The following is an 11,573-nucleotide window of genomic DNA, read 5'->3' as shown; positions in this document are numbered from 1 at the left end:
TGGCAAGAATTCGAAAGAAAGCCGCTTGGCGGCAGCGAACAGGCGCGAGGAACTGGACAACAGCTACCGTGAGTCACTGACCCGTGTGTTCAACGCCGCGTGCGGCAGCAGCGAGTTGGTTGGCGCGGCCACCGGCATCCTCATATTTCCGCGCCTCATCTCCGACGGATTCCTTGAACCGGGGCAGCACGGACAAGGCGAGCTGCGAATCAACGGCGTGGTCCACAGCCACTACAGGGCCACGACAAGACCGGCAGGACTGCCCATCGGCATGCGATCACGCGCCATCGTCTTTCTCTTCATGACGCAGGAGGCACTGAACCGGTTCATCGCGGGGCGCGGCTGGGCTGCGGGCGTCGATAACGCCGTGGCTGTGATGGCGATCGACGAGGCCGGCGTCATGAATGCCGAGGCGGCACGCGCGCCACTGATCGCATTCTGGATGTCCGACAACGACCTGATGATCAGCGCATCGTTGCAAGGGACAACGGTCAGCCGGGTCGACCCGCCCGACCCCGGTGCACGACAGTGATCGTCGCTCGCAGGTCATCTGCGCGATGAAGATCGGCTGGCCTTGCTATGTACGCTGGCAGACGGTCTGGGCTCGACAACGGGCGCACGCTGCGGGCACTGGAGCGAACATGCCATCAAGCCGCAATCACCTGATCCGACTTCTTCCACCTGAAGACTGCAAACGGCTCATCGCGGCCGGCGACTCGGTCCCGTTGGTACTGACGCAGGTTCTCTGCGAGCCCGAGGCGCCGACGCGGCACGTGTACTTTCCGGCAGAAGGCTTCATCTCGCTGGTGGCCAAGGTGGAGGGCAGTGCTGGCGTTGAAGTGGGCATGATCGGCAGCGAAGGGATGCTGGGCGCGCAGCTGTCACTGGATGTGCTGACCGCGCCGTTGCACGCCCTCGTGCAAGGACCGGGCTCGGCATTGCGCATCGAGACCGCCGCCTTTCGCCGTGAGTTGGCACTCAGCCCATCGCTTCAGCGTTTGCTGAAGCGCTACGTCTATGTGCTGATGGCCCAACTGGCCAATTCGGCGGCATGCCAGCGCTTCCACCTGGTCAACGCCCGGCTTGCCCGCTGGCTGCTGATGAGCGCGGACCGGGCGCGGGCCGAGACCTTCCATGTGACACAGGAATTCCTCGCCTACATGCTGGGCGTGCGCCGAGTGGGCGTCACCACGGCGGCCGTCGCGCTGCAACGCGAAGGCCTGATCGAATACCACCGCGGAGAGATTCACGTGCTGGACCGCGAGGGCCTCGAAAAGGCGGCTTGTACCTGCTATGCCTGCGACAAGCGCTCTTACGACGCGCTGTTCGGCCTGCAGCCTGCGGTCGACGGGCCCGGCGGAATCTACTGAGCGGCTTGCCGCCCTGTTGGAACCAGGGAGCGCAGGCCGCCCACCCGCCAAGGCGGTCGCAACGCGTCAGTCAATACGTGACGGTGATGTTGTCCACCACATTGCGCACACCGGGCGCGCTCCATGCCGCATGACTCGCCAGGTCTCGTTCCGCCCAGCTGTGCGTGGTGCCCGACAGCGTCACGTCGCCGCCATCCACCTTGACGGAGATCATCTGCGCGTCGTTCTGTGCACGCCGCTTGAGTGCCGCTTCGATGTCCGCCTTGACCACCAACGAGGACACCTTCTGCTTGAGCGTGATCTGGTCGCTGACGCCCGTGACGCCCATGAGTTGACGGATGCTCGACGTGGCGCCGCGCCGCTCGAAGTCCCAGTGCACCTGGCCGGTCAGCGTGACCCAGCCCTTCTCGACCATGACCTTGATGCTGTCCTTGGGCAGAAAGGACGACCAGCCCAGAACCTGCTCGGCGGAGCGCGCGATGTCGGCGTCGGTGCGCTGGCTCGTGCCGGGCAGCTTCACATCGATCTCCACCGCCAGGCCCGACACGCCGGCCACGCGCATCGCTGCTCGCTCGGCATCCCATTTCTCGGGGTAGCTGTCGACATGGCCGGCCAGCGTCACGATGCCGTCTTTCACCTCGACACCGATCTGGCTCGCGTTGACCGACGGCTCCCACTGGAGCTCGGTGTGTACGTCCTGCTGCAATTGCGAATCGGTTTTCATGCGTGCTTTCTTTGGTTGTGAGCAGTCAGTCTGCGACGCATGCGGCGTTCGTTCTGTGCGTTGCCCCGCTTTGAGCCTCGGAGGGTTTTTTCGGCTGGGTGCTGTGGCGAACAGACAGCGCGTAGGGCAACGCCTACAAAGATCACAACACCCTTTGCCGCTCAACCCGCCGGACTCGCCATGACCCATTCGCCATCTACCGGTTTTCCTCATCTCGTCTCGCACGAAAAGCGCGCGCCAGCCGGTGAATCGGCACGGGCCGCTGCCCCCCGGTCTCTGCGTGCGCTGCTGCACAGCGTGCCTGCGCCGGGCCAGCCCAGGCGCGATGCCATCGACGACTGGGCCCTTCTGTTGACGGCATTGAGTGCCCGGCTGCGCTCGTTGGTCGTCGACCCGGGCGCCTCGTCCACTGCGAATGCCCGCGCACACCGCGTGCAGCACGTGGTGCTCGAATGCGCTGCGGACCTCGACCTTTTGCACCTTGCACTGCGCGCGGAAAGCGTGCAGCGGCGGCAAATCGAAGCGCGCTTCAGCGAAACGAACGACGCGGTGGCCCGCGCGATCACAGGCATCGGCGAGTCGCTTGTCGCGCGGAAGTCGATCGCCGGCAAGCCGCGCCTGGGCAGGCGAGCGTCCGCCCTCTACCGAATTTTTCGCTGACGCCTGCACGCAAAACCGCTGTGGGGAACTGCTGCGTGCGCCAACGAACGGACGCGAGTTTCATTGGCGCGCATCGTCGGGGTCGATCCGCACAAGGCACCCCATGACATTCGAAGAAGACATCGCCGCGCTCGAACTGCGCATCCCCCTGGAAGAAGAAAAACGCGACGCCTGGCGCGTCGCGGGCAGCGAGGAGAAGTACCTCGAGGGCTGCAGCATGGTCGAGGCGCTGGAGCTGCAGCTCGAACGCAAGCTGCAGCAGCGCCGCGCCGAAATCTCGACATGATCGGCATCAACGACTCGGGCGGCCCGCAGGCATTCATCGTCGGCGCCGGCATTGCAGGCCTGGCGACGGCGGCTTATCTCATTCGCGACGGCTGCATGGCCGGCAACGATATCCATGTCATGGAAGAGACCCGCCACGCAGGCGGCAGTCTCGACGCCCATGGGACAGCCGATCACGGCTACGTCATGCGCGGCGGACGCATGTTCGACGAACAGGCCTATGCCTGCACCTTCGACTTGATGTCCATCATTCCCTCGCTGTCCGACCCGCGAAAAACGGTGAAGCAGGAGTTTTTCGATTTCAACGAAACCTTTCGCTCGCACGCACGAAGCCGCCTTGTCAGTGACGGCCTGGCCGTCGATGTCTCGTCGCCCGGCTTCGCCCACCGCGACCGGCTCGACCTGATCGAGTTGATGCTGAAGTCGGAGACCTCGGTGGGCTCGCGCCGCATCGACGACTGCTTTCAGCCCTCGTTCTTCAAGACCAATTTCTGGTTCATGTGGTGCACGACCTTTGCTTTCCAGCCGTGGCACAGCGCGGTCGAGTTCAGGCGCTACATGCTGCGGTTCATTCAGGAGTTTCCGGACATCGACACGCTGTCGGGCGTGCGTCGCACACCCTACAACCAGTTCGACTCCCTCGTCCGCCCGCTGATTCAATGGTTGCTGGCGCAAGGCGTGGACATGCAGTCGGGCGTACAGGTCGTCGACATCGAATTCACGGCCACGGGCCACGGCTGCACGCAGGCCACGCAATTCACCTGCATGAAGGACGGCACGTCGCATGTGCACAGGGTGTGCGAAAACGACAAGCTGTTCATCACGCTCGGCTCCATGACGGCCGGCTCGTCCCTGGGCACCATGACCTCGCCGGCCCGTGCAGCGGGAGCGCCGTCGGACGGGTCGTGGGCCCTGTGGCGCACGATCTCCAAGGACCGGCCCGACTTCGGCCATCCGGAGGTGTTCGACAGCCATGTCGACCAATCGCTCTGGCAGTCGTTCACGCTGACTTTGCACGATCCGCTGTTCTTTCGGAGGATGAAGGAATTCACCGGCAACGAGGCCGGCACTGGCGGGCTGGTGACATTCAAGGACTCGAACTGGCTGATGTCGATCGTGCTGCCACACCAACCGCACTTTCTGAAGCAGCCGGAGGACGTGTACGTCTGTTGGGGCTACGGTCTGTTCCCGCAAACCCCCGGCAACTTCGTGAAGAAGAAGATGTCGGAATGCTCTGGCGAGGAGATCCTGATCGAGTTGTTTTCGCACCTGCATTTCGACGATCAGGAGGCCCAACTGCTGAAGGCCGCCAACTGCATTCCCTGCATGATGCCGCTCGTTACGAGCCAGTTTCTGGTGCGCTCACCAGGCGACAGGCCTGCCGTAGTGCCCCAGGGGGCCGCAAACTTCGCGTTCCTTGGACAGTATTGCGAGATAGCCGACGACGTGGTGTTCACCGTCGAATATTCGGTGCGGTCGGCGCAGATGGCTGTCGTTCAATTGCTGAGGTTGGATTGCGAGGTGTCGCCAATCTACAAGGGCCACCATGACCCCGGCGTGTTGCTCCGCGCCGTGAAGGCGGTGCTGCGGTGATAAAGCATCTCTTCACCACCTCCCCGCTGGTCGCACTGTTCATCACCATCGCGCTCGGCTACCTCGTCGGAAAAATCAAGATCGGCAAGTTCGTGCTCGGCGGGGTCGCGGGCACCTTGCTGGTCGGCGTGCTCATCGGGCAGTTCGGCATTCGGTTGGACGACGGCATCAAGGCGATCTTCTTCGCGCTGTTCATTTACGCCGTGGGTTTCCAGGGCGGTCCGCAGTTCTTCCATGCACTGAACCGCCGGTCACTCAACCAACTGGCCTCGGCTTTCATCATGTGCGTGACGGGTTTGCTGTGCGTGCTGGCGGCGGCATGGTTGTTCGACCTGGACCGCGGCATGGCCGCCGGCCTCGCTGCAGGCGGCCTGACGCAGTCGGCCATCATCGGCACGGCGGGCGATGCCATCGCCAAGCTCGGGCTGTCGCCGGAACTGGTCAAGACCATGCAGACCAACGTGGCCGTGGGCTATGCGGTCTGCTACATCTTCGGCTCGCTCGGCCCGATCATTCTGGTCACCTGGTTCTTTCCGGCCGTGATGCGGTGGGACATCCGGCAGGAAGCGATCAACCTCGCAAAGACCTTGTCGGGTGGCCGGGCCGAACTCGACCCCGGCCAGTTCGATGCGGTGCGCAGCATCGTCACACGCTTCTACCTGGCTGCGCCGCAAGGTGCTGCTGTCGGGCAGACCGCGCTGCAGGTGAACACCACGCTGTCGGATGCGGCCGTGGAAGCCGTCGTGCGCAGCGGCAAGACGCTGGAGCTCACCGACGCCACCCCCCTCCTGGCGGGCGACATCGTCGCAGTGAGCGGCAAGGTGGCGGTCATGGCGCAGGCGCTCGCGTTGTTCGGGCAGGAGGCACAGGCACCGGACGGTTACTCCATCGTCGAGGAAGAGCGCGACATCATCCTCACGAGCCGGGCCCTCAGCGGCCGGGAGGTCGGCAATATCCACGACCACACCCGCATCGAGACCCGACACGGCGTGTTCCTGACGCAGGTCAAGCGCATGGGGCATGCGCTGCCACTGCTCGACAAGCTGCCCTTGAAGAGCGGCGACGAACTGCGCTTCATCGGCCGCCCGCAAGACCTCGACCGTGTCGAACCGAAGATCGGCTACCGCATCAACGCGGCGGCCGTCACAGACTTCATCTTCTTCGGCATCGGCATGGCGGTGGGCATCCTGATCGGCTTGATCCAGTTCAAGCTGTGGGGCGTGCCGATCTCCATCGGCAGTGGCGGCGGCTGCCTGCTTTCGGGGCTGATGTTCGGCTGGCTGCGCAGCGTGCACCCGAGGTTTGCGGCGCTGCCGCTGGGTGCATCGAATTTTCTGCGCGACTTCGGGCTCGCGGTGTTCGTGGGCATCGTGGGCATCACCGCCGGGCCGCAGGCGCTGGTTGCGATCCAGAAATACGGGCTGACCCTGCTCTTCCTCGGGTTCGGCGTGACGCTGATTCCGCAGATCGTCACCTTCTACTTCTCGTACTACGTGCTGCGCATTCGCAACCCGATCGAAGCGCTGGCCTGCGTCGCGGGCGGGCGCAGTGCCAACCCGGCGTTTGCGGCGCTGCTCGCCAAGGCCGGCAATGCCACGCCGGTCGTTTCCTTCACCGTGACGTATGCCGTCGCCAATGTATTCCTGACGCTCTGGGGGCCGATCATCGTCGGCCTGGTCACCCGGAACGCGGCACCCTGAACCCACCCTGGTACACCATGAACCCCAAAAAAGACTACAGCCAATTCGCCGAACTGAGCCCGTTCGAGCTGAAGGACCAACTCATTCAGCGAGCCTCTTCGGACGCCCAGCGACTGATGCTCAACGCCGGGCGCGGCAACCCCAACTTTCTGGCCACCCTGCCGCGCTGGGCCTTCCTGAGCCTGGGCGAGTTCGCGATGCTCGAGGCCGAGCGCAGCTACTCCTACCTGGACAGCGGCTTCGGCGGCCTGCCCGAACTGCAGGGCATCGTGCAGCGCTTCGAGGCGTACGCCTCCAGCCGCGACGACAGCAACGGCATCAAGTTTCTGCGCGCGGCCATCTCGTACGTGAAAGACAGGCTCGGCCTGGACCGCGACGCCTTTCTGTTCGAGATGACCTCTGCCTTCCTGGGTTGCAACTACCCCACGCCGCCCCGCGCGCTGGTGCACACCGAAAGCATCGTCAAGGCCTACCTGGCGCAGGAAATGTTCGGCCCCATCAAGTCGGACGGCAGCTTCTCGGTGTTCGCCACCGAGGGCGGCACCGCGGCAATGGCCTACATCTTCCAAAGCCTCGCGGCCAACAAGCTCATCAAGCCGGGCGACAAGATCGCCATTGCCACGCCGATTTTCTCGCCCTACCTGGAAATACCGCTGCTGGCCGAGTACGGCCTGGAGGTGGTCGACGTGCGCATGGACGGCCACGCCGACTGGCAGTTTCCCGACGACGAAATCGACAAGCTGCTCGACCCGGCCATCAAGATCTTCTTTCTGGTGAACCCGAGCAACCCGCCCTCCTCCAAGCTCTCCGACAAGATGCTCGACAAGATCGCGACGCTGGTGTCCACCCAGCGCAGCGACCTGCTCATCGTGACCGACGACGTCTACGGCACCTTCGCCGACGACTTCGTCTCGCTGTTCGCCAAGTGCCCCCGCAACACCTTGTGCGTGTACTCGTTTTCCAAGTTCTTCGGCGCGACCGGCTGGCGCCTGGGCGCCATTGCGCTGCACCACGACAACGTGCTGGACACCGCACTCGCCGCCCTGCCGGAAGCAACCAAGCTGTTGCTCGATGCGCGCTACTCGACACTGACCACGCAGCCGCGGGAGTTGCTTTTTATCGACCGGCTGGTGGCCGACAGCCGCGCCGTGGCGCTGAACCACACGGCGGGCCTGTCGGTGCCGCAGCAACTGCAGATGGCGCTATTCGCACTGAACGGCCTGATGGACCGCCAGGGCCGCTACAAGGACGCCGCCAAGCTGCTCATTCGGCAGCGCCACCAGACGCTCTACCGCAGCATGGGCGTTGCGGCAAGCCGCACGCCCAACGACGTCAACTACTACACCCTGATCGATCTGCAGGAGCTGGGCTGCAAGCTCTACGGGCTCGACTTCGAGGGCTGGTTCGTCAAGCGCGAACTCGGCATCGACTTTCTCTTTCGCCTGGCCGAAGAGACCGGCGTGGTGCTGCTGCCCGGCAAGGGCTTCGAGGTGATCGACATGTCGGCTCGCGTGTCGCTGGCCAATCTCACTGATGCCGAGTATGCGGCGGTCGGCAAATTCACCCGCCGTGTGCTCGACGAATACAACGAGGACTTCAAGGCCACGCAGGCGGTGACCGCTCAACTGCTGAAGTGATCGCAGCCTCGAGGCGCCATTGCGGGGCGCCTCGAGGGGATCACTCCATCGCCACCATGCCGGCAGGCACGCTCGGATGCGTCAGCGCGACCGTTGCCGCGGTCTGGGACACAGGCTCGTTTGCCGCACGCACGAGCAGCACCGGCACTGGCGCGTAGCGCAGGATGCTTTCCGCACCGCTGCCCAGCACCAGTCGGCCGATGCCGCGGCGCCCGTGGGTGCCAAGCACAATCAACTCGGCCGACCACTTGCCGGCCTCCTGCGTGACCAGTTCGTGAACCACGCCGGAGAAACTGTCGTACACCACGGTATCGACTTCGATGTCCGCCGCGTCGACCACCGCCTTGGCGTTGTGCACCACCAGGGCGCCGTTATCCCGTAACACGCCGATCCAGTCACCGCCGCCATAGGCGCTGTAGGCTTCCATGCCCCACGCCATGGACAGTTCGTCAATGACGTGGATCAGCCGCAGCCGGCCCTTCGTCAACCTTGCAAGCTTGATCGCTTCGTCAAGGCCCCGATTGGACGTCGGGCTTCCGTCCACTGGCACAAGAATTCTTCGGTACACGGTGTGTGTCCTCGGAGATCAGCCGACGGCTTTTTCAACGGAAGTGCGCAGTTGCGCCGAAGCCTTGCGAACTTCGACCTCCACCGCCTTCCACTTGGTCTCGCCAGCGTTCTTCATGTCTTCCAGCTTGTCCTCGACCTTCTTCTGGCTTTGCTTGATGTCGGCGATCTGGCGGCCCATGCGGTCCTTCGCTTCCCCCACGCCGGTTTCGGACTGCTTCTCGAGCGACGCGACCTTTTTCTTGGCCAAGTCGATGTCGTGTTCGGCGCGGGCCGCAATCGGACTCTGCGTGCGGGTCGCTGGCGCGTAGCGAAACGGCGGCATCGCCGCCAGCGCCTGCTTGGTCGCACCGGTCAGAACGATCCTGCCGCCTTCGTCGTGAACCTGCGAAGCAGGAACGGCGACGGCATGCTTGCCCATGCCGACGAAGCCGCCGACTGCGACGATGAGGTAGGAGACGTTCTTGGCGGGATCGATGATCAGGTCTTCGACCTTGCCGATCTTCTCACCGGATTCGTTGTACATGGTCTTGCCCAGAATGCTCTGGCGCGCGCTCCAGCCCATGGCCACGCGTTCCATTTCCGTGACGGTAACGCCCAGCGGCGTCGCGCCCGCGACCTGGGCGCTGGCGGTGCCGACAGCCGTGAGTGCAAATGCAACGCCGAGCGCTGCAATGGAAAGGATTTTCTTCATGGTGATGTACCGGTTGATGGAGAGATTCGGTTTTAGGCACATTGATCGCAAGGGTCTGTGCGCCACCGAACGGCTTACCCGCGACGTATGAGCGCCAGCGAACAGAGCAGAGGCGGCGCATGCCCCAGACTCCCTGTTTATCGAGCTTGGGACAGGACGCCATGAACGGACCGAATCGCGCACACGACAGTGCCGGGCCACCGCGCCCCGAGACGCCGCTTCAGGCCGAGGCGCTGCAGAACGCCATATTCAACAGCGCCATGTTCTCGAAGATTGCGACCGATGCCAAAGGCGTGATCCAGATCTTCAACGTGGGCGCCGAGCACATGCTCGGCTATGCGGCGGTGGACGTGGTGAACCGGATCACGCCGGCGGATATCTCCGATCCGGGTGAGCTCCTTGCGCGCGCGCATGCATTGAGCCTGGAGCTTGCGACGCCCATCGCGCCCGGCTTCGAGGCCCTGGTGTTCAAGGCCTCGCGCGGCATCGAGGACATCTATGAACTCACCTACATCCGCAAGGACGGCAGCCGCTTTCCGGCGGTGGTATCGGTCACCGCGCTGCGCGACGCGCAGGCCTCGATCATCGGCTACCTGCTGATCGGCACCGACAACACCGCACGCCGCCAGGCCGAGATTGCGCGGCGCGAACTCAACGCGCAACTGGCGCGCGCAAAGGCGCTGGCCGAAACAGCCAACCTGGCGAAGTCCGACTTTTTGTCGAGCATGAGCCACGAGCTGCGCTCGCCGCTCAATGCAATTCTGGGTTTTGCGCAGCTGATGGAATCGGGCACGCCGCTGCCCACACCGGCGCAGAAGGACAGCATCGACCAGATTCTTCAGGCCGGCTGGTATCTGCTGGAGCTGATCAATGAAATTCTCGACCTGTCGCTGATCGAATCGGGCAAGCTGTCGTTGTCGCCCGAGCGCATCTCGCTGGCCGAGGTGCTGAACGACTGCCATGCCATGATCGAGCCGCTGGCCAAGAAGAGCGGCGTGCGCACCCGGTTTCCCGAGTTCAGCGACCCCTATTTCGTGAAGGCCGACCGCACGCGGGTGAAGCAGGTGCTTGTCAACCTGCTCTCCAACGCCATCAAGTACAACCGCGCCGAAGGCATGGTGGAGGTCACCTGCGAGGCCATGACGAGCCAGCGCACGCGCATCAGCTTTCGCGATACGGGCCACGGCTTGTCCGCAGAAAAAATGGCGCAGTTGTTCCAGCCCTTCAACCGTCTCGGCCAGGAGTCGGGCATCGAGGAAGGCACGGGCATCGGCCTGGTCGTCAGCAAGCGGCTGATCGAATTGATGGGCGGAGAAATAGGGGTGGAAAGCACGGTGGGAGTAGGCAGCCTGTTCTGGGTCGAGCTGAACACCACGGCCGCACCGGTGCTGGTGCTCGACCCCTACGAAAGCGAAGTGCCCGCCGCGGTGCATTTGCAGACGGGCACCGTCAAACGTACGGTGCTTTGCGTGGAAGACAACCCGGCCAACCTGCTGTTGATCGAAAAGCTCATTGCCCGCCGGCCCGACCTATCCCTGCTGAGCGCGCAGGACGGCAGCGCGGGTGTGGCGATGGCCCGCGCGTCCAGGCCCGACGTCATCCTGATGGACATCAATCTGCCCGGAATCAGCGGCATCACGGCCCGCAGGCTGTTGGCGGACGACCCCACGACCGCGCACATTCCGGTAATTGCGCTCAGCGCCAATGCCATGCCGCACGATGTGGAGAAGGGCCTGGCATCGGGATTCTTCCGCTATCTCACCAAGCCGATTCACGTGGGCGCGTTCATGGACACGCTGGCCGCCGCCCTGAACGTGGCACAAGCCTCACCGATCCCTACCGCGCCGGAAGAAAAGAAATGCTAATCAGCACCACCGAAATACTCGATGCCTCCATCCTCATCGTGGACGACCAAGCCGCCAACGTGCGGCTGCTCGAACGCCTGCTGGGCGAGGCCGGCTACCTCCAGGTGTCGTCGACGATGAATCCTCAGGAGGTCGAGGCCCTGCACCGCAAGAACAGCTACCACCTGATCCTGCTCGATCTGCAGATGCCGGGCATGGACGGCTTCCAGGTCATGCAGGCCCTTGGCAGCATCGACGCCGACAGCTACCTGCCGGTCATTGTGCTGACCGCGCAACCCGCCCACAAGCTGCGCGCCCTGGAGGCCGGTGCCAAGGACTTCATCAGCAAGCCCTTCGATCTGGTGGAGGTGAAGACGCGCATCCGCAACATGCTGGAGGTTCGCCTGCTTTATCAGAAGCTGGCGCAGCACAACCAGCTGCTGGAGCGCACGGTGCAGGAACGCACGGCCGAGCTGCGCGCCAGCGAAGAGCGTTTTCG

At 63.9% G+C, this 11,573-nt stretch carries 12 protein-coding genes; 9 read left to right on the top strand and 3 right to left on the bottom strand.

Annotated elements, in window-relative coordinates; all coding sequences use genetic code 11:
• Together VLK31_RS35940 and VLK31_RS35935 are read left to right on the top strand one after the other, a co-directional pair.
• On the top strand, positions 1–532 hold a 532-nt coding region (locus VLK31_RS35940; RefSeq protein ID WP_409173276.1), incomplete at its 5' end, for a hypothetical protein.
• Positions 533–641: 109 nt separating this feature from the next.
• Complete coding sequence (locus VLK31_RS35935) at positions 642–1,370, top strand: Crp/Fnr family transcriptional regulator (RefSeq protein ID WP_409173275.1); 729 nt, start codon at positions 642–644, stop codon at positions 1,368–1,370.
• Positions 1,371–1,440: 70 nt separating this feature from the next.
• On the opposite strand, the gene VLK31_RS35930 is transcribed toward VLK31_RS35935, so the two are convergent.
• Positions 1,441–2,094 (bottom strand): BON domain-containing protein, encoded by a 654-nt coding sequence (locus VLK31_RS35930; protein ID WP_409173274.1) that lies wholly within the window; start codon positions 2,092–2,094, stop codon positions 1,441–1,443.
• 180 nt (positions 2,095–2,274) lie between these two features.
• On the opposite strand from VLK31_RS35930, the gene VLK31_RS35925 reads away from it, so the two are divergent.
• The 5 genes from VLK31_RS35925 (at position 2,275) to VLK31_RS35905 (ending at position 7,969) form a co-directional block, all read left to right on the top strand.
• The gene (locus tag VLK31_RS35925) at positions 2,275–2,754 is read left to right on the top strand and encodes a hypothetical protein (RefSeq protein ID WP_409173273.1); all 480 of its coding nucleotides are present in this window, start codon (positions 2,275–2,277) and stop codon (positions 2,752–2,754) included.
• A gap of 103 nt (positions 2,755–2,857) precedes the next feature.
• The gene (locus tag VLK31_RS35920) at positions 2,858–3,040 is read left to right on the top strand and encodes a hypothetical protein (protein WP_409173272.1); all 183 of its coding nucleotides are present in this window, start codon (positions 2,858–2,860) and stop codon (positions 3,038–3,040) included.
• Positions 3,037–4,632, top strand: coding sequence for an oleate hydratase (locus tag VLK31_RS35915; protein WP_409173271.1), 1,596 nt, complete (start codon positions 3,037–3,039; stop codon positions 4,630–4,632). Before VLK31_RS35920 ends, VLK31_RS35915 begins: the two co-directional genes overlap by 4 nt.
• A complete protein-coding gene (gene aspT, locus VLK31_RS35910; RefSeq protein WP_409173270.1) occupies positions 4,629–6,332 on the top strand; it encodes an aspartate-alanine antiporter in 1,704 nt (567 codons plus the stop codon). The genes VLK31_RS35915 and aspT overlap by 4 nt, the downstream gene beginning before the upstream one ends.
• 17 nt (positions 6,333–6,349) lie before the next feature.
• Complete coding sequence (locus VLK31_RS35905) at positions 6,350–7,969, top strand: bifunctional aspartate transaminase/aspartate 4-decarboxylase (RefSeq protein WP_409173269.1); 1,620 nt, start codon at positions 6,350–6,352, stop codon at positions 7,967–7,969.
• A gap of 40 nt (positions 7,970–8,009) precedes the next feature.
• Here the strand turns inward: VLK31_RS35905 and VLK31_RS35900 are convergent, their stop codons facing one another.
• Both VLK31_RS35900 and VLK31_RS35895 read right to left on the bottom strand, forming a co-directional pair.
• A complete protein-coding gene (locus tag VLK31_RS35900; RefSeq protein WP_409173268.1) occupies positions 8,010–8,537 on the bottom strand; it encodes a universal stress protein in 528 nt (175 codons plus the stop codon).
• An 18-nt stretch (positions 8,538–8,555) separates the two neighbouring features.
• Positions 8,556–9,296 carry a PRC-barrel domain-containing protein gene (locus VLK31_RS35895; RefSeq protein WP_409173267.1) on the bottom strand — a complete coding sequence of 247 codons (741 nt, stop codon included), beginning with the start codon at positions 9,294–9,296 and terminating at the stop codon, positions 8,556–8,558.
• 95 nt (positions 9,297–9,391) lie between these two features.
• Between VLK31_RS35895 and VLK31_RS35890 the strand changes: the two genes are divergently transcribed.
• Together VLK31_RS35890 and VLK31_RS35885 are read left to right on the top strand one after the other, a co-directional pair.
• Positions 9,392–11,095 (top strand): hybrid sensor histidine kinase/response regulator, encoded by a 1,704-nt coding sequence (locus tag VLK31_RS35890; protein ID WP_409173266.1) that lies wholly within the window; start codon positions 9,392–9,394, stop codon positions 11,093–11,095.
• The coding region (locus tag VLK31_RS35885; RefSeq protein ID WP_409173265.1) for a response regulator at positions 11,089–11,573 on the top strand (485 nt) is incomplete at its 3' end. The genes VLK31_RS35890 and VLK31_RS35885, both read left to right, overlap by 7 nt.

The sequence above is a fragment of the Variovorax sp. H27-G14 genome (genome assembly GCF_046156345.1).
Lineage (GTDB): Bacteria > Pseudomonadota > Gammaproteobacteria > Burkholderiales > Burkholderiaceae_C > Variovorax.
This window is presented reverse-complemented; position numbering and strand designations above follow the sequence as displayed.

What these genes read in the sequence shown, in the direction of transcription:
- VLK31_RS35935 (WP_409173275.1), top strand. Translation starts at nt 642, where the DNA reads ATGCCATCAAGCCGCAATCACCTGATCCGACTTCTTCCACCTGAAGAC.
- VLK31_RS35930 (WP_409173274.1), bottom strand. Translation starts at nt 2,094, where the DNA reads ATGAAAACCGATTCGCAATTGCAGCAGGACGTACACACCGAGCTCCAG.
- VLK31_RS35925 (WP_409173273.1), top strand. Translation starts at nt 2,275, where the DNA reads ATGACCCATTCGCCATCTACCGGTTTTCCTCATCTCGTCTCGCACGAA.
- VLK31_RS35920 (WP_409173272.1), top strand. Translation starts at nt 2,858, where the DNA reads ATGACATTCGAAGAAGACATCGCCGCGCTCGAACTGCGCATCCCCCTG.
- VLK31_RS35915 (WP_409173271.1), top strand. Translation starts at nt 3,037, where the DNA reads ATGATCGGCATCAACGACTCGGGCGGCCCGCAGGCATTCATCGTCGGC.
- VLK31_RS35905 (WP_409173269.1), top strand. Translation starts at nt 6,350, where the DNA reads ATGAACCCCAAAAAAGACTACAGCCAATTCGCCGAACTGAGCCCGTTC.
- VLK31_RS35890 (WP_409173266.1), top strand. Translation starts at nt 9,392, where the DNA reads ATGAACGGACCGAATCGCGCACACGACAGTGCCGGGCCACCGCGCCCC.